The following is a 17,057-nucleotide window of genomic DNA, read 5'->3' as shown; positions in this document are numbered from 1 at the left end:
TCTCATGACGACGCGAACGGCCGCGCAACGCGCCGGCGGGCGAGCGCCGCGGCGCAATCGCGTTGCGGTTCGATTTTCAGGACACTCTTCTGCTTGGTTGCCTGCTTATTTTTCAGCTTAGTACGCGGTGTCGGGCGACGAAAGCGCGGCGCGTGCCGGCACCGTCATCTATCCTTGCGAGTGGGGCGTGAGGTCGCGCCACCGGGAGGACGGCGCGCGCAGCGGGTGAGGAAGGAGGAACGATCGTGGACGTGCGGCAGGCTTTCGCCGAGTGCGTGGGACGCACGCCGCTGATCCGCCTGGGCAAGCTCAGCGCGGAAACGGGCGGCGAAATACTCGGCAAGGCCGAATTCATGAATCCGGGCGGCTCGGTGAAGGATCGCGCGGCATCAATGTCGCGGTAGCCGTCTGGCTTGCGCGGCAGATGGGGCCGGGCATACGATCGTGACGCTGCTGTGCGACCGCGGCGACATGTATCGAACGCGGCGCTTCAACCGCGACTGGCTGCGCGAACGCGGGCTCGAGCCGACGTAGGTGCGGCGATGCCGCATTGTTCGGACGAGCGAACGCGACCTATCCTACAAAGATCCTGCCAACCGGCGGCGATCAACGTTTCTCAGACGGAGGTGTGCCATGTCGATGTCCGTCACCCTGCAGGACTGCCTGCGCCAGAAGGCTTCGCGATACGAAGTCATCCATCATCCGTACAGCCACTCGAACATGGAGGCGGCTGCGGCTGCACATATACCGGGCGACCGACTCGCGAAGACCGTGCTGCTCGAAGACGCGCAAGGCTACGTAGCGGCCGTGCTGCCGACGACGCACGCGGTGCGGTTATCGGAGCTGTGGGCGAAGACCGGACGCCATCTCGTGCTCGCGAAGGAAGTTGAACTGCGCGAGTTGTTCAAGGATTGCGACGTGGGTGCGCTGCCGCCCGTGTGCATGGCCTACGGGATGCAGACGTTCCTCGACGACAGCCTTGCGCGGCAGCCCGACGTGTATTTCGAGGCCGGCGATCACGAAGAGCTGATCCACATGGACCGCGACGAGTTTCTTTCGCTGATGGACAAGGCGGAGCGGGCGAGCTTCTCGCACAAGATTCAGGGGGTGGTTTCCTGAGCGAAGTGAGTGGCCCGCACGGATGTGGCTGGAGTCCGAGCCGAACGACGGGTGTCGCGCGGCGGACTGTCAGGGGGAGTTCGTCGGTATCTGTTATTTGACATAACGTAAAAAGGGATCGCTAACTTTAGCTGGCGTTACACCTGCAGGACCAAGGCCCCGCAAGCGTTAGCGGGTAGCGCCAGCCACCGAAAACCCTGGAGGCCCTTGGAAAAAACTTCCAATGCATGAACCCAAATTGCCTTCGTGCGATCGTCGCGCGAGCTTTCGGCATGCGCGGTGGCGATCACTTCGAACGGATCGACGCCCAGAATTTCCGCAACGCGGATAGCTGTTTTCTCGTCGAACACTGATTGCTGGTTGCGGTACTTACTGACCGCGCCACGCGTCACTCCCAGCACTTTCGCTGCTGCGTAGTCGGAGGGAAGGTCGAGGCGAGCTTTCACCGCGTCGAGCCAATCGACTGTCGTTTTCATAGACAACCCCTATCCAATCAAAGTCAACCCGGCGTCAAAGGTACTGCGACGCTTCATCAGATGCAACTGTCACTGTGCATGATACGTATCAGTCATTGACACGTTTCATCAAATGAGACTATTCTCCGCCTGTCGACTCGGCAGCCGGTTCCCAACCCCGCCGGTGCTGGACTAGCTATCCAGCCGCCGGTCGACTTTCAAGCCGTACACCGTTCAAGGGGTTGAGAAAGGGGAAGTCAGATGCACGTTTCGCTGCAACAAACGCTTACACCTTCGGCGCTGGTGCGCCAGACGATCGAACCGTATTTCCGTGCGTTTATGGACGCAATGATCGGATTAGTCCAAAAGTGGACGCAAACGCCGGCTACGCTCCGCGGGGGATGGGCGGCATGAAAACGATCGTGAACGAACTGCGCGACGAGTTGCGCGTCGCGCACATCATCATCCGCAGCGCACTTTCAGTTGCCACGTTCGACCAGAAGATGGAATGGGCGAACATGAACGAGCGTGACGCCGTGATCGGAGAGGGCATCACGCGTGCCAACGAACGGCAAGCGGCGATTGACGGTGGCAGCGTCGATGCGTTGTATCGCGAGTTGAAGTGCGCGGATCGCATCATCGCAAACGCTCGATCGCTGCTTTCAGATCACCAGTTTGAACTGTGGACCGTGGCGATCCGGTTTGCCGGTGTCATGTCGCAGAACGTTGTGCGCGACGATGTTCGACGGCGGTTGCTGACCCGTGCCGTACTCACGTGTGGCGGTAATTCGGCCGCGGACGGTGTCGCTGCCTATCAGCTAGTCGCCGAGGCGCTCGTGTATGGCGGCGAGTCTTGGATCGAGCGAGTCCGTGCACAGCGGGCGCGGGCTCGCGAGTTCGAAGATGTGTTGATGCGCCTGCGATCAAGCAACGTGTGGAAAGACCTTGTGCGGGTTGTCGAGCAATTCGCCGATGATGCCGTCCATCACTTGAACGCTGAACAGCGGCGACTCCTTCGCGAGTTCATTACCGAGTGCCTTAAGGGCCTCGATAAGTCGTTCGAGGCTGGCGTGGTCAGTGACAGGGTGGCTGAGAAAGACGGGGATAACGCGCGCAATGATCTGGCCGGTCACGAAAAGACCGGCGTTCGTGAATTGCTGCACGTTCTCGATAGTTGCGGGTGAATTCGGAGAATCCTTCGTGTTCATTTCTGCCTCTGTTTATCGCGATTGGATGGGTCTTGAGGGGCGAGTAAGTATAGCCCGCCGCAGCGACCCAAACTGTTGACAGCACAAACACACATAGCGGGGTGATTCAATGACTCATATTTATAGCAATCCTAATCAACAAGAGGCGGAAGCGATTGCGATTCGGCGAATGATTCGCGCGAGCAACGCGGAGCAGATGGCACGCCGTCGCGCGAGCGATGCGGCTGATGTCGATCGACCACGCGCGACGTTGAAGCGCATCGGGCGGGTGTATTCGATTGTGAGGCTCGCGTGACTGATTTCGATATTGCGCAGGCACAGCCGCGCGTCGTTGCGCCGGGGGTGGTCGAAGTCGGCCCTTTCTTTGAGCGGTATATGCGCGGCGGTTACTTCATCGTGAAAACGCCGTCGGGTTGCCGGGAATATCACTGGTGCGAGCAGCCGGACGCGAGCGACACGACGGTCATGATGACGCGCGATGAAGCGTTACAGCTTGCTTCGCATCGGTGGTAGGGCATGGAGCAATCGAACGAGCGCGGGGTCGCTGAACGGCGAGAAGCGCTGTTCGAAGACCTCGCGGAACTTGGGATAGGCGCGGGCGTTTGCGTGCCGGCTTTCGTTGTGTACACCCCACCGCGTACGGCGCGCGGCGATCGAGCGGCGGCCAATGCGATGAAGGAATTGCGACCACTGCTCGCGAAGCTTGCGCGGCGTCGGTTGATTCTGCGATAGGAGAGCAGATGAAAAGGACGGAGAAGACGTTGCCGCTTTGGGCGATCTGGTTGATTTCCCTCGTCGCGATCATTGCGTGGTGCGGTGTACATGGTGAGCCGGAAGAGCCGGCACGACAGGAGATTCGCCCGGTTTCATGCGCATAGCGCGCGGTAGCTGGGCTGACGTGTGGTCACTCGCCGTGCAACTTTCTGGCCCTCGGATAGCCACGGCGAGCCTTTGCGGGGCGGCTGGGACAGCGCCCCGCTTTTTTTTAGTTTGGAGCCGTTGGGTGGATAGTGTCCGTAACCGTCGTTCAACACTGCATGTCGTCTCGCTTTCTGGCGGGAAGGACAGCACCGCAACGCTGCTAGTCGCGCTCGAATTGCATGGCCGCGAGAACGTGCGTGCCGTGTTCGCGGACACGGGAAACGAGCATGAGGCGACCTACGAGTACGCGCTCGAATATTTGCCGCACGTGCTCGACATTCCCGTCGACGTTGTCCGCGCCGACTTCGCCGACGAGTTCGCGACGAAGCGGGCAAACCTCGCGCGGATCGCCGCTGGCGAGCTCGAGTCGGCCGTATACGGCAAGCGTGAGTTCATGTACCGCTGGACGCCTGAGGCGGCCGCACGAGCGCTTGAAGTGCTGCACCCGACCGGCGTCCCGTTCCTCGACCTGTGTATGGTGCGCGGTGGGTTCCCGTCTCGTAACCGCCAGTACTGCACGGAGTACCTGAAGCGCAATCCACTGACGGAATACGCGATTGGCCTGATTGACCAAGGGTACTTCGTGGAATCGTGGCAGGGCGTGCGAGCGGACGAAAGCGACGCTCGGCGCTGGCTTCCCGCTTATGAATGGCGCGGCGGCCACTACGCTGTCTATCGCCCGATCCTACGTTGGAACGTTGAGGCTGTGTTCGAGGCGCACGCGGCAGCGGGCATTCGCGCGAACCCGCTGTATCGCCGGGGAATGTCGCGCGTTGGCTGTATGCCGTGCATCAATGCTCAGAAGCGCGAAATTCGTGAGATCGCGCGTCGATTTCCCGAGCACGTCGAGCGTATCGCGGAATGGGAGCGGTTAGTTTCGACGGTTTGCCGTCCGCGCTCGCCAGTCTCGTTTTTTCACCTGGGCACGCAGGGACATGCGGGGCAGGACAGTACCATCTATTCAGTCGTCGAATGGTCGAAAACGACGCGCGGCGGCCGGCAATACGATCTTCTCGTGGATGTCGAGCCGCCGACCGCGTGCGCGTCTGCATACGGGCTCTGCGAATGATCTACGGTTCCGTTTGTTCGGGCATCGAGGCGGCTACGGTTGCATGGCATCCGCTCGGCTGGCGGCCGGCATGGTTCAGCGAGATTGAACGGTTTCCGTGCGCAGTCTTGCGCCATCACTACCCAACGGTTCCCAATCTTGGGGACATGAAGCGTTTCAAGGAATGGCCTGATGCAGCTATCGATCTTCTCGTCGGCGGAACTCCCTGCCAGTCATTCAGCGTCGCCGGACTCCGCAAGGGGCTGGATGATCCGCGTGGCAACCTCATGCTCACCTATCTTGCGATTGCTCGCCGCTACGCTCCCCGCTGGCTGGTCTGGGAAAACGTCCCCGGTGTCCTGTCGTCCAACGGCGGACGGGATTTTGGAACCTTCCTCGGGGGCTTGGCAGAACTCGGGTATGGGTTCGCATACCGGGTTCTTGACGCTCAGTACGTCCGAGTGGAATCACACCCTCGCGCCGTCCCTCAACGACGACGGCGTGTCTTCGTTGTCGGACATCTTGGAGACTGGCGACGTGCCGCAGCGGTTCTTTTTGAGCGCGAAGGCATGCTCGGGTATCCGGCGCCGCGCCGCAAAGCGCGGGAAGGTGTTGCCGCCTGCCTTAGCGCACGCCCTCAGAGCGGCGGCGGACTCGGAACCGACTTCGAGTGCGACGGCGGACTGATCGCAAGCACGGGCGACGTATCGTATTGCCTGAATGCGGGCGGGATGAGCCGGCAGGACTTCGAGACGGAAACGCTCGTTGCACATACGTTGAAGGGAAGTGGGTATGACGCGAGCGAAGATGGCACGGGCCGCGGTGTACCGCTCGTCGCGCGTGCGTATGACCTTCAGCAGGTGACAAACCCTAGTAATCGGTCGAACCCACAATCGACCGATCCGTGCTTCACGCTTGCAGCTACCAGTGAGCCGGTGATCGCCTTCGATTGCAAGGCCGGCGGCGACACGTCGTTCAGTATCGGCGAAATCGCGGGCACGTTGCGCGGAGAGGGGTTCGGCGGCGGACATGCGGCCGTCGCGTTGAGTTTGCGCGGACGTGACGGCGCCAATCTCCCGGAGTTGTCGGAGGGCGTCACGCCGGCGCTTCGGGCAAGCCAGGGCGGAAGCGACAAGGCGCACGCGATGATCGGGTCGACGGTGCGGCGGCTGACGCCACGCGAATGCGAGCGCCTGCAAGGCTTCCCGGACGACTACACGCGGATTCCCATTCGTGTAATGCGGGCGCGGCCGAGCGCCAAACGGTGCCGAAAATATCCGGACCTCTTTGTGCCCAATCTGGACGGTTCGTGGACAGCGCACGTGGAAGACGGCCCGCGCTACAAGGCGCTCGGCAACAGCATGGCGGTGTCCGTGATGCGTTGGATCGGTGAGCGAATCGAGCTCGTCGAACAGCTCGCGACGGCAGAGGCGAGGGCTCGATAATGTGGATCTACGCGTACGACGTAGCGGATTTCCTGCCCGGAATCCCCGAAGCGAAGGCAGCCGCGAAGCGCCTGCCGGCGCGTTGGTATCGGCGCGCGCTGAGCCACGCGGAAGCGGCCGGCCATGCGAGCGCCGTGAAGTTTGCACGGCCCGACCAGCAGGTCGCGGATCGTATGTTCGACGTGTCGGAAGCTGCGCGTGCAATTCGCGAGTTTCTCGACGAGCACGCCCCCGACAGTTTCCCTGTCCGGCCGGACGCCAATGATTTCGAAATCTGCCTGAAAGCCCGTCGAATCGCAATCGATGTCTCGCTGCGGTCGCATGGGCTGTCGATACTCGACGCGCACATTGTCGCGGAGAATGCGTGCGCGATGTATGGCGTCGACCTACCCAATTTCGAGCATCCGGCCGAGCGTGTCGCACGCGTGCGCTGCGAGTTGTGGTGGCGGCGACAACTGCGCAAGATGCATATTCGTGCGCTCGAATTTAGCAATATCCGCTTACATTACGTGCATCGTCGCGCAGAACCGTATGCGAGTGATGACGCCGTGCGTCGTCGCGTTGCACAGAATCGGCGCAATGCGCGCACGCTCGAATCCGTGACGATGGAGAACGAGGTCGGCCAGCAATTCACGCTCGCTGAACTGGCGGCAAAAGGCATATCAAACAAGGCGATGAAGCGCGGCGAGCTGTTCACGCGTCTGCGCGGGCTTGAAGAGCTTGCCGACGACGCGAAGTTTCGGGGCGTCATGTTCACATTGACCTGCCCGAGCCGATTTCACGCGGTCACGACGACGGACAGTTGGGTTCGCCCGAACCCGCGCTATGACGATGTCGATCCGCGCGCGGCGCAAGCATATTTGCGCAAGGTATGGCAACGGACTCGTGCCGAGCTGAAGCGCGAAGGCATCGTCTATTTCGGGATGCGCGTTGCCGAGCCAAATCACGACGGTACGCCTCATTGGCACGGCTTGGTATTTGCCGACAAGATCGAACGATTCTGCTCCGTCATGCGCAAGCACGGCCTGCGCGATTCCGGCGACGAGCCAGGTGCGCAGCGCCATCGTGTGCGCTTCGAGATGATCGACCGGGCGAAAGGCTCGGCGGTCGGTTACGTCGCGAAGTACATCAGCAAGAATATCGACGGCCATGCGGTCGGCGAGCACAAGACGCAGGACGGCTACGTCATCCAAGCGGACATGTGGGACGGAGACGAAATCACGCCGTCGCAGCGTGTCGAGGCATGGGCGGCGCTGTGGGGTATCCGTCAGTTCCAACAGTTCGGCGGGGCGCCGGTCGGCGTATGGCGCGAGCTGCGCCGCGTCAAGGAAGAGGACTTGCCGAGCGAGGACGAAGCGCCGTGTATCCGCGCTGCGTGGACTGCCGCGCAGAAGACCGACGAGCACGCGGCGGACTGGGCGGAGTATTCGCGCGCAATGGGAGGTATCGCCGGCGAAGCGCGCATCGTGTACGTGCGCCATACCGTCGAGCAGCGCGAAGGGCGGTACGGCATCGGCCCGGTGCGAGTGCCGCACGGCGTCGAGGCGCTCGGCGTTGCGCACATCGTCGATGGGCTCTGCTCGTACTCGCGCGAGACGAAGATTTTCGTCCCGTCGACGCGGCACGAGTGGCGGGTCGTTCGGCGTGGCGGCGGAGCCGCCCGCCCTTGGACTCGTGTCAATAACTGTACGCGGGACGATCGGCCAGGGGTGGCCGAGATACCCGCGGAAGCTGTACGGATCGGTGCCAACGGGGTAGGGAACGGCGCGAAACGGGGTCATCGGAACCTGTAGAGTGAGGAACACCCTATGACGCATATGACGATCGAATGCCCGTGCTGCGGAGGCGAAATCGAGGCACGCCATACGGAAGCGATGTCGGAGACGCTGCGCCGCCTCTACTTCGTGTGCGACGACTGCGGCTTTCGAACGCCGGCCGGTCTCGAAATCCTGTTCTCGCTGTCGCCCCCGGCGCGGCCGCGGCCCGACGTCGCGCTCGATGTGCGGCCATCGGATCGACTGCGCGGCTTTGTCGATTCGCGCACGACGCTCCGGCTGATGGAGGCGGCGAAGTGAGATTCACGATTGCTTGCCCTCACTGCGGCGCGCGCGGCATCGCCCGCGTGCTGGAACAGAAGTCCGCGCTGGCGTGGGAGATCGATTACCAGTGCGATGACGTAGTGTGCGGCCATACGTACCGCGCACGGCTCGAAATGACGCCGACGGCGCCCGTGCAGCGGCGCGAGCGCGTCGGCGAACAGATGCGGCTCGCTGTCTGAGCTGCTGCGAAGTGGAGCGGTATCGACACGGTGTCTAAACGGCATCGACACGGTGTCTAAACGGCATCGAGTCGATATCGAACAGAGATAGGGGTGGTTGATGATTCTGGCAGTGGGAAACCCGAAGGGCGGCGTCGGAAAGTCGACGACTGCGGTACAGCTCGCGATCGGTCTGGCGCTCGACGGCGCGCGCGTTTGGCTCGTCGACGGTGACAGCCAGCGAACGAGCCTGTCGGCGATCACGGCTCGCGCACACACGGGCCGGCCGTTGATCGCGGCGTCGGCCTATGCGGACGGCCCGTCGTTGCGGGCCCAAGTGCTGCAGCAGTGCGTGCAGTTCGATCACGTCGTGATCGACGTTGGCGGGCGCGACTCCGGTGCGTTCCGGGCGGCCCTGACCGTCGCCGACGCGGTGTTGATTCCGGTTCTCCCGCGATCCTTCGACGTGTGGGCGCTCGATGACATGGCGAAATTGCTCGATGAGGCTCGCGCAGTGCGCGAGCTGCGCGCATTCGCTTTTCTGAACGCCGCGGATGTGCAAGGGGCGGACAATCGCGACGCCGAATCGATCATCGCGGGCTACGCGGGCATCGAATTGCTGCCGTGCCGTCTGCATCGTCGCAAAGCGTTCTCGAACGCGAGCGCGGCCGGGTTGCACGTCGAAGAAATGCCGCGCCGCGACACCGTAGCGTGTGCAGAAATCGAACGTGTGCAGGATGCCGTGCTGCGAGCAAGCGGGGCGCTCGCGTGCTAGTGAAAAGACATCATGTCGATATCGAATGGATATCGACATGGTATCGAGAGGATAGTTAATAGATAGGGGTTGACATGTCGATTACGAAAAGACCGACGCTTTCTCAAGGCGAGGCGGCGATTGCCGCATTCATTTCGGGTGCACCTGACGCGCGGCCGGCGGCACCGCCTGTTGTAACAGTCGAGCCGCAGAGCCCGACAGCGCCGCGCCGGCCGAGAAAGAAAAAAATCAGCATGGATATTGATGCCGAACTGCTCGAACGCGTCGACCGTGCGGCGCATGCAATGGGTATATCGCGAAACGCCGTGCTCGCCTTGGGCGCGTCGCGCTTCGTTGACGAGACGATGCGCGATTGACGACGCTCGCATCATGAGCGCAGCCGCCCTGATAAAACTGACAGGATTGGCGCTCTGGAGTACATGCTACATTCCCCGCCAAATACTCCGGGGGTTGTCAACATGGGATTTGCATTCATCTGCGAAGGCGACACGACGACGCACGGTGGCCGTGTCGTCGGCTGTAACACGGCCAATCTCGTTTACGGCAAGGCAATCGCGCTGCTCGGCGATATGGTGACGTGCCCGCGCTGCGGTGGAATCTTTCCGATCGTGAGCGTGAAAAGCGGACTCAACATGACGTTCGGCGACCGGCCGGTCGCGACCGATGGCGACAAGACGGCATGCGGTGCGACGCTGATCGCTTCGCAAGGCACCGCAACGGTTGCGCCCACGGCGGGCCAAGGTAGCCCCATTGGCGGCGGAAAGAGCGTCATCGCGCAGGCGCGCTCGGCGCCGAATGAACCGTATCGCGGCCGCTTCCAGTTGCTCGATGACCATACACGCGAGCCACTCGCGAATCACGCATATACGATCACGTCCGCGGACGGTCGGACCGTCCACGGTCAAACCGACGCGAACGGATTCACAAGCTGGCTCGACAGTGACGAAGCTTCGTCGCTGACGTTCACCAACTCGGGCGCGAGCCCCGCATGAGCGACTACGGAACAAGCAACGCCGTCGGCGGCATGTCGACGGGCGAAGGCCACACCACGCGAGTTGGGTTGAGCCGCGGGCAATTGTCGCCGCAGGATCATGCTGTGTTATGTGATGCGATTTGCCGTTGCAGCCGTGTCGGCGTCGCGACGACGGACGGCAAGATTTTGCGCCAGGCATGCGTATCGCAACGGCTGAAGGCGAAAAACTTGGTCGCCAAGGGACTGACCGGCGCGCCGACGCAGTATCTTCCGGAAGTCACTTACGACATGCGGCAATCTCCCCCAGCGCCCGTGATGAGTAGTGCCGACCCGCTCATGCCGCATAGCTGGTTGCCCGCATGGATTCAGAAGTATTTTCCGGGCGGCATGGACGCATACAAGCAAGCGAAGAAGACGTACTTCCGCCGGCCTGATGTCGTGATCGTGAACGATCCAAGCCAGCCGCCGATCCAGTCCAACATCAAGCAGATTGTCGAGATGAAGTTTCCGCCCGACGACTTTTCGAAGGGCCAGCGCGAGGCGTATCTGGATATCGCCGGCGATGACCGAAAGCTTGCGGCGATTGGGCCGGAAGATTGCCGGTGCGGCGAGGCGGATCGTCAATCGCAGCCGTCGACCTCCACTCAAAAGCAACCCAATCTGGAAGACATGTTCGGCGACAAGCTGCCGTCGTCGGGCGGTATCATGCCGCTGATGCCGCCGATTCCCCCCGTACCGTTACCGCTTCCCTGATTCTAATTATGGCAATGACGCAAGATGAACTGGCCGCATGGGCGAATGATCCGGGCCGGGCCGGATCACTCCCTTATGGGCTGTTTGAGCCAAACCATCAACGCAAGATCGTAGGCGCGATTTTGGCCGTCCGCGGCGTACTGTACTTCCGAGACGGGCACACGCCGCAGAGGCGCGAGGCGCTAGCTCGCTGCTTCGAACGCTACGACGCTGCGCTTCGCACATATCAGCGCGCACTTGAGCAATCGCAAGGACGCGAACCATCGATGGGCACGCCACTCCGCTGGCTGTATCAGGAGGGGAAGCAACCGACGGCGATTGAAAAAGCTCCGTCGTTTTCCTCGCTCGCGAAGGACATTCCGTCTGATGATCTACTCGTCGTCGGGTTGTCAGATGCGGAAGAGAAAGAAGGCGCGGGGGCGATGGAGTTTGTGACGTTCTGTCTCGAAGACTGGCAAGCAGCGCTGAATCGCGGGCTCGATGTGCTGTCGTTCTCAGTCCCGCCGGCGTTCCTGACGTTGTGCCCGAATGTTTTTCAGGCACTTTTCGCACAAGCGGCCGACGATCTGGACGCCGTACATGGGCATGCCGGGTATGCGGTGAATCTGTCACTGCTGCGGCGCGATCCGAACGAGGCGTCGGAGTATTTTCTGGCCCGTCGCTATGGTCCGGGGCTCGATGTAGGTGACCCAGTTCGAAGGGGGGTGCGCCGACTCACGAACCGTATCAAAACGGTCGACTGGCTCACGGCAATCAATGCCGATATGGTGCGCGAGCTCGGCGGGCGGCAGAGTCTGGCTCTCCCTCCCGATTGGTTCGGGCTGCGGTCTTACGGTAACGACGGCTTGCTCATTCAAGCAGGAGTGGCACCGCAAACGGGAATCGCAGGGGAGAAGGGGCAAGCGCCCGAACCGCCGCCAGCATATGTACTCGTGAATCAGGCGCTGCGTCCACTCATTGCCGATGCCGTCGGCACGCTTCAGAGCGGCACGCCGAATAGCACCGCGCCGCTTTTAAACACCGAAGTCTCGACAGAGGCTTGGCTGCACCGATTCGATATCGATCCCGATCGCATCTACGGCTATTGGGAAGCGCTGCACAAGATGCCGAAGCTGCCGCCGTCGCCGTAACGGCAAGGGTGCCATTGCGCGAGTTGCAATAGTGGTGCCAAATTCCGCACGAAAGCGCATGAAAACGCACAAATTTGCCACCATGCGAAATCACGCGAAGCCCGCGCCAGTAGGCGCTCGGGCGCTGGGCGGCGAATGCATGAAAACTGCCCCATCAAGAAAGCCCGCGGGCGAGGAGGGGGACCGCGCAAAAGCCGCCGCAGCGACCGCCGGTGTGCAGGCGGGCCGGACCCTCAAATACCCCGTGCGGCCGCGTCACGGCCTCGTGGAGCCGCTCGCGGCGCGCGGCTGGGACGCATCCACCCTGCCAGCGCCAAGCCGCTGTAGGCCCTCTAATCGCGCCGTCGGAATCGACCCATACCGCTTTCGCGGACTCGCGGCAACAGCAATCGGGACGATGGGACGCTAGATGGGACAACGGGACGCTAGTCGGGACACTGACGGGACACGCCGCGCGCCGTCCCACCGAGTCGCTCTGCGGTTCGCGTTCTCCAGACGCAAAAAAGGCCGCGCCCGGTTGCCCGGTGCGCGGCCCTGCATTTGACCGATGCGATTCGCTACGCCAGCTTGTGCGTCTTGAGCCACTCCTTCAACGCGGCATTCACCCGCGTTTGCCAGCCCCGGCCGGTCGCTTTGAACGCGTCGAGCACGTCGTCGTCGAGCCGGATCGTCGTCGCGGTTTTGTGACTGCCGAGCGGCCGGCCCGGCCCGCGGCGGACCAAACGGTCGCCGACGTACTCGTCCGCCCGTTCAAAAAATTCGTCGGTCAGCTCCGGCGCGTCGTCCGGATCAACCCAATCGGTATGCGTAGCGCGCTTGCTCACGGTCATTTGCTTTCCTCATGCTGATAATGCGGCGAGCCTCGCCGCGTGGCGTCCAAACCATCACGATCATGCGGCCGTCCAGCATGCCGACCGTGATGTAGCGCGATTCAACGTAATCCTCCCGCGTATCCTCCAACGTGAAGTGGTGCCCGGCGAACACTTCCACTGCACGCGCGAAATCCAGCCCCCGCTCGGTCAGTGTCTTGTCGCGTTTGTTCGGATCGTATTCAAGTTCCATGGGCTTTATTGTAAGTACAAAAATATCCCGGCGCAACGAATATTTGTACATACTTTTATCCGTGTGAGGCAGCGTTCGCGGGCGCGGACGCGTCCCGCTCAATGCGCTACGCCGCGACCGGCGCCGGCGGAATCTCGTAATCGTCGAACGCCACGACCTCCTCGCCGAGCCAGTCGTTCAGCTCGGCGAAGCGGGCCTGTAGCGGCCTGATTTCGTTGCGCCCGAACACGCGTGCAGCGGTATCCGGCGTGCCGAACCCGCCCGAATTGCTCGGCACGATGCCGAGCAACTGCGGCGGCACGCGGTGCGCAGCGAGCAGGTCATCGCGCGTCACGTTCTTGATGTTGAAGAACTCGTCCTTCGCGGCGATCTCGGACACGGGAATGAGCTGGATGCCGTCCTTCTTCCCGCCCGGCGCGTACATGAACACGTTGCGAAAGTTGCCCGGCCCCTTCGCGTTCTTCAGCGCGTCGCGCATGTTGTCCACGTCGTCCTGTTTCTGCGCGGCGTCGGTCATGTACAGGATGAAGCCGGCGTGGCTGCCGTTCTCGTAATACTTGCGCCGGAACAGCGTCGACGATTCGTTCAGCCAGGCCGAGTGCAGCGAGCTCAGATACTCGGGCAGGCCATAGACCTCCTGATTGATGTCCGGCCGCACGAGCTGGAACACGCTGTCGGGCGCGAACTCGTGCCGCTCCTGGCAGCCGTTCACGTACACGAAGCCGCTGAAATCCGCCTTGCGCCGTACGTACTTCGCGAGCGCGGGCTCGAGCCGCAGCGTGCCGCCGACCATGTTGCGGCGGCGTTCCAGATAGCCGTTGCCGAACGTCAGGAAATCGAGCGCCCACCGCTCGAACGCGTGCCGCGACAGCCAGCGGTGCGGGCGGAACGTCGACGCCAGCACGTTCGCCTTGAAGAACAGCGCCGAGCTATGGTGCGTGCTCGCGCGAAACGATTTCGCCAGGCCGGCGAAGCTGACCGGCGGCTCGAACCATTCGCCGTTCGACCAACACTCGACGTAATCGAGAATCTCGGCCCGGTTCATGACGGGCGTCGGATCGTCGAACGTGAAGACCTCGGCACGCGCCGGCGCGGCGCTGCCGGCGCTCGGATTGGGCGCGGCCGCGAACGTGCGCGGCGCGCGCGATCGGCGCTTGCTCATGCGTAAAACTCCGTGAATGAAGATGAATGAATGCCGCCGCCGGCGAGCGGCTCGCGATCGATCGCGTGCAGGCACGCCCACGCCAAGTCGGCGTGGCCCGTCTCGTCGGTACGGCCGGCGGTGTAGGTCGCCTGACGGCCGCTCGCCGTCATCGTCTGTTTGATCGCCATGAACGCCGCCGCCAGATCGGTCCAGCCCGCGTCGAATTGCAGGCGGCCGTTCCGGACGACGGACTGGCCCTTGAGCACGAGGCGGGTTTTCACCTCGGGCGAGTAGTTCAGCGCGACGGCGGCCGGGAAGAACTTGCGCACGAGCTGGTAGACGCCTTGCCCCATGCCCGTGGTGTCGATCGCGATGTAGCCGACGTTGTAGCGCTGCGTGATCGCCTCGATTGCCGCGGCCTGTTCCTCAAAGTCGTTGCCGCGGAACTGGTGACGTTCGAGCACGCGGAAGGCGCCGTCGTCGACGCGTGGCGGCGCCACGACGACGAGCCCCGCCGAGTCGCCCGTGAGCGCCGGATCGTAGCCGACCCACACCTCGCGATAGCCGAACGGCCGCAGCAGCAGCGGCGAGAAGTCGTCCGCCCATTCTTCCCACGAGTCGACCATGCAGCGTTGCAGGTCCGACAGCTTGAACACCGACAGCGAATCGTCGATGAAGTGGCACATCAGCAGGTTCGCGAATTCCTCGGCGCTGTATTCGCGGCGCAGCTCGTCGATGTCGAACAGGTTGCAGCCGCCCGCCATCGCGTCGAGCACGGTCACGATCTGCCGCCACTGCGCGTCCTCGCACAACATGCCGCGCACGAGCGCCTCGTGGCTCGTGTCGATCTGGATGCGGTCGGCCGCGGCACGGCCACGGTTCGCGTGCGCGCCGCTCCAAAATGCGTACGCTTCGTGCGTGACGCTCGACGGCGTGCTGAAGTACGTCTTGCGCCAGCGCTTGTGCATCGCCATGCCGGAGGCGACCTTGTTCAGCTCGCGGAACTTCGGAACCCAAAAGTATTCGTCGAAGTAGAAGTTGCCGTGGTACGACTGCGCGGTGCGCGCGTTCGTCCCCAGGAAGTACAGCGTCGCGCCGCTCGGCAAGATGATCGGATCGCCCGTGAGCTCGATGTCGGCCGCCGCGCGCGCGAACTGCGTGATGTACTGCTTGAAGACGTGCGCCTGAGCCTTGCTCGCCGACAGGAAGATTTGATTGCGGTCGGTGTCGAGCGCGTCGACGAGCGCCTCGCGCGCGAAGTACCACGTCGCACCGATCTGCCGCGATTTCAGGATGTTGCGCGTGCGCTGATCGCCGTTCCGATACCAGACTTTCTGATAGTCGAACAGCGAATCGCGGAACGCTTCGATGATGCGCTTGTGCTGTTCGTCGCTGATTTCGTTACGGGGCGCACGGCGTTTCGGGCCGGCGTTGCGCGACGCAATCTTCGGGTTCAGATCCGATTCCTTCCCCGTCTCGTCGTACTTGCGCACGCGCGCGAGCCGCTCGACTTGGCGGCCGAGCAGGTCGATTTCCTTGTAGTCCGCACCGTCCTTCTTCTCCTTCGCGATCAACACCATCATGCGCACTTCGAGCGATGCCTCGATGCGCTCGACGGGCGTTGCGTCCTTCCACTTTTCGCGGCGGCACCACGACGCGACGGTCGCGGGCTTAATGTCGAGATGGCGGGCGATCGACGCGATGCGCCAGCCTTGCCAATAGAGCGTGCGCGCGACCTTGCGCACGTCGTTTTCGAGCTGATGAGGGTCCGTGGTTTCGAGCATGCGGCCAAGCGTAGGCCGCCGCGCACGCGCGAGCACGCGCAGCGCGCTGTACCCGCGTGGCCCACAAACGCCGCGGATTGAGCCGTGGCGCGTGAACGCCGAACATGAGAACCACGCTCACTCAACCACGTTCGACCCTCTCTATGGCAAGCAAAACGAAATTCTTCCGCGTCGCAGTGGAAGGCGCGACCGTCGACGGTCGCGAGATCAAGCGTGAATGGCTCACGCAGATGGCGAAGCACTACGACCCGAAGCTGTACGGCGCACGCGTGAACGTCGAGCACATCAAGGGCTGGGCGCCGCTGTCGGCGAACAACCCGTTCGGCGCGTATGGCGACGTGATCGCGCTGAAGGCGGCCGAAATCGAAGACGGCCCGCTGAAAGGGAAGATGGCGCTGTATGCGCAGATCGATCCGACCGACGAGCTCGTCGCGCTGTCGAAGAAGCGCCAGAAGCTCTTCACGTCGATCGAAATCAACCCCGACTTCGCCGACATCGGCGAGGCGTATCTCGTCGGGCTCGCGGCGACCGACGACCCGGCGAGCCTCGGCACCGAAGCGCTGCAATTCGCCGCGAAGCGCTCGAACAACCTCTATACGCCCGCGTGCGAGACGGCGATCGAATTCGAAGGCGCGGCCGAAACGGCCGGCCTCAAGGAATGGGTAAAGGGCCTGTTCGCCCGCAACCGCGAGAACGACGACGAGCGCTTCGCCGACGTGCGCGAAGCGCTCGAGCGGGTCGCCACCCATGCGCACCACACGGGCCGCGAAGTCGCGACGCTGAGCACGGCTGTCACGAGCGTGACGGGCGCCGCGGCCGACGCGAAGAAGCGCGCCGATGAAGCCTTCGCCGCCGTCGAAGCGCTGACCGAGAAGCTGTCGAACACCGACAACGGCGCGCCGCAGCGCCCGCCGTCGACCGGCTCGACGGGCGAGCTCGTGACCGATTGCTGACCCATCCCGCACACCACACAGGAGAATTTC

19 protein-coding genes and 1 pseudogene are annotated in these 17,057 nt (G+C 62.8%); 15 read left to right on the top strand and 5 right to left on the bottom strand.

Features of this window, described 5'->3' with window-relative positions; all coding sequences use genetic code 11:
• Positions 1–245 precede the first annotated feature (245 nt).
• Positions 246–389: pseudogene (locus BTH_RS07035) on the top strand (pyridoxal-phosphate dependent enzyme); the annotation flags it as partial.
• A gap of 244 nt (positions 390–633) precedes the next feature.
• Positions 634–1,119 (top strand): aminoacyl-tRNA deacylase, encoded by a 486-nt coding sequence (locus BTH_RS07030; RefSeq protein ID WP_009897098.1) that lies wholly within the window; start codon positions 634–636, stop codon positions 1,117–1,119.
• 137 nt (positions 1,120–1,256) lie between these two features.
• On the opposite strand, the gene BTH_RS07025 is transcribed toward BTH_RS07030, so the two are convergent.
• Entirely contained in the window at positions 1,257–1,595 is a 339-nt protein-coding gene (locus BTH_RS07025) for a DUF3693 domain-containing protein (RefSeq protein WP_009897097.1), read from the bottom strand.
• 380 nt (positions 1,596–1,975) lie between these two features.
• Here BTH_RS07025 and BTH_RS07015 point away from each other — a divergent pair, with 380 nt between their 5' ends.
• The 12 genes from BTH_RS07015 to BTH_RS06945 all read left to right on the top strand — a co-directional run bounded on the left by BTH_RS07015 (position 1,976) and on the right by BTH_RS06945 (position 12,084).
• Positions 1,976–2,758 carry a hypothetical protein gene (locus tag BTH_RS07015; protein ID WP_004532752.1) on the top strand — a complete coding sequence of 261 codons (783 nt, stop codon included), beginning with the start codon at positions 1,976–1,978 and terminating at the stop codon, positions 2,756–2,758.
• Between the two features lie 315 nt (positions 2,759–3,073).
• A complete protein-coding gene (locus tag BTH_RS07010) occupies positions 3,074–3,295 on the top strand; it encodes a hypothetical protein (RefSeq protein ID WP_009897093.1) in 222 nt (73 codons plus the stop codon).
• A gap of 355 nt (positions 3,296–3,650) precedes the next feature.
• The gene (locus BTH_RS06995) at positions 3,651–4,772 is read left to right on the top strand and encodes a phosphoadenosine phosphosulfate reductase family protein (RefSeq protein ID WP_011401243.1); all 1,122 of its coding nucleotides are present in this window, start codon (positions 3,651–3,653) and stop codon (positions 4,770–4,772) included.
• Positions 4,769–6,196 (top strand): DNA (cytosine-5-)-methyltransferase, encoded by a 1,428-nt coding sequence (gene dcm / locus BTH_RS30080; RefSeq protein ID WP_043288967.1) that lies wholly within the window; start codon positions 4,769–4,771, stop codon positions 6,194–6,196. Before BTH_RS06995 ends, dcm begins: the two co-directional genes overlap by 4 nt.
• Positions 6,196–7,989: a replication endonuclease gene (locus BTH_RS06980; RefSeq protein WP_009897085.1), complete on the top strand. Its 1,794-nt coding sequence runs from the start codon at positions 6,196–6,198 to the stop codon at positions 7,987–7,989. The genes dcm and BTH_RS06980 overlap by 1 nt, the downstream gene beginning before the upstream one ends.
• A gap of 15 nt (positions 7,990–8,004) precedes the next feature.
• A complete protein-coding gene (locus BTH_RS06975; RefSeq protein ID WP_004532697.1) occupies positions 8,005–8,271 on the top strand; it encodes an ogr/Delta-like zinc finger family protein in 267 nt (88 codons plus the stop codon).
• Positions 8,268–8,474 (top strand): ogr/Delta-like zinc finger family protein, encoded by a 207-nt coding sequence (locus tag BTH_RS06970; RefSeq protein ID WP_004532731.1) that lies wholly within the window; start codon positions 8,268–8,270, stop codon positions 8,472–8,474. Before BTH_RS06975 ends, BTH_RS06970 begins: the two co-directional genes overlap by 4 nt.
• Before the next feature lie 100 nt (positions 8,475–8,574).
• Positions 8,575–9,228, top strand: a complete 654-nt coding sequence (locus BTH_RS06965) for an AAA family ATPase (RefSeq protein ID WP_009897080.1) — start codon at positions 8,575–8,577, stop codon at positions 9,226–9,228.
• 74 nt (positions 9,229–9,302) lie between these two features.
• The gene (locus BTH_RS34985; protein WP_011401241.1) at positions 9,303–9,584 is read left to right on the top strand and encodes a hypothetical protein; all 282 of its coding nucleotides are present in this window, start codon (positions 9,303–9,305) and stop codon (positions 9,582–9,584) included.
• Between the two features lie 102 nt (positions 9,585–9,686).
• The gene (locus BTH_RS06955; RefSeq protein WP_009897076.1) at positions 9,687–10,220 is read left to right on the top strand and encodes a PAAR domain-containing protein; all 534 of its coding nucleotides are present in this window, start codon (positions 9,687–9,689) and stop codon (positions 10,218–10,220) included.
• A complete protein-coding gene (locus BTH_RS06950; protein WP_009897075.1) occupies positions 10,217–10,954 on the top strand; it encodes a VRR-NUC domain-containing protein in 738 nt (245 codons plus the stop codon). Before BTH_RS06955 ends, BTH_RS06950 begins: the two co-directional genes overlap by 4 nt.
• 14 nt (positions 10,955–10,968) lie before the next feature.
• Positions 10,969–12,084, top strand: coding sequence for a DUF3396 domain-containing protein (locus BTH_RS06945; RefSeq protein WP_043288998.1), 1,116 nt, complete (start codon positions 10,969–10,971; stop codon positions 12,082–12,084).
• A gap of 557 nt (positions 12,085–12,641) precedes the next feature.
• Here the strand turns inward: BTH_RS06945 and BTH_RS06940 are convergent.
• The 4 genes from BTH_RS06940 to BTH_RS06925 all read right to left on the bottom strand — a co-directional run bounded on the left by BTH_RS06940 (position 12,642) and on the right by BTH_RS06925 (position 16,074).
• Positions 12,642–12,914: a BrnA antitoxin family protein gene (locus BTH_RS06940; protein WP_009897071.1), complete on the bottom strand. Its 273-nt coding sequence runs from the start codon at positions 12,912–12,914 to the stop codon at positions 12,642–12,644.
• Positions 12,874–13,146 (bottom strand): BrnT family toxin, encoded by a 273-nt coding sequence (locus BTH_RS06935; RefSeq protein WP_011401239.1) that lies wholly within the window; start codon positions 13,144–13,146, stop codon positions 12,874–12,876. The genes BTH_RS06940 and BTH_RS06935 overlap by 41 nt, the downstream gene beginning before the upstream one ends.
• A gap of 106 nt (positions 13,147–13,252) precedes the next feature.
• A complete protein-coding gene (locus BTH_RS06930) occupies positions 13,253–14,308 on the bottom strand; it encodes a phage portal protein (protein ID WP_009897070.1) in 1,056 nt (351 codons plus the stop codon).
• Positions 14,305–16,074 (bottom strand): terminase ATPase subunit family protein, encoded by a 1,770-nt coding sequence (locus tag BTH_RS06925; RefSeq protein ID WP_009897068.1) that lies wholly within the window; start codon positions 16,072–16,074, stop codon positions 14,305–14,307. Before BTH_RS06925 ends, BTH_RS06930 begins: the two co-directional genes overlap by 4 nt.
• Before the next feature lie 143 nt (positions 16,075–16,217).
• Between BTH_RS06925 and BTH_RS06920 the strand changes: the two genes are divergently transcribed.
• Positions 16,218–17,027: a GPO family capsid scaffolding protein gene (locus tag BTH_RS06920; protein WP_009897062.1), complete on the top strand. Its 810-nt coding sequence runs from the start codon at positions 16,218–16,220 to the stop codon at positions 17,025–17,027.
• Positions 17,028–17,057: the final 30 nt, after the last annotated feature.

It is taken from the genome of Burkholderia thailandensis E264 (assembly GCF_000012365.1).
GTDB lineage: Bacteria > Pseudomonadota > Gammaproteobacteria > Burkholderiales > Burkholderiaceae > Burkholderia > Burkholderia thailandensis.
Note: the sequence above shows the minus strand (reverse complement) of the source record. Positions and strands in the feature narration are given on the sequence as shown.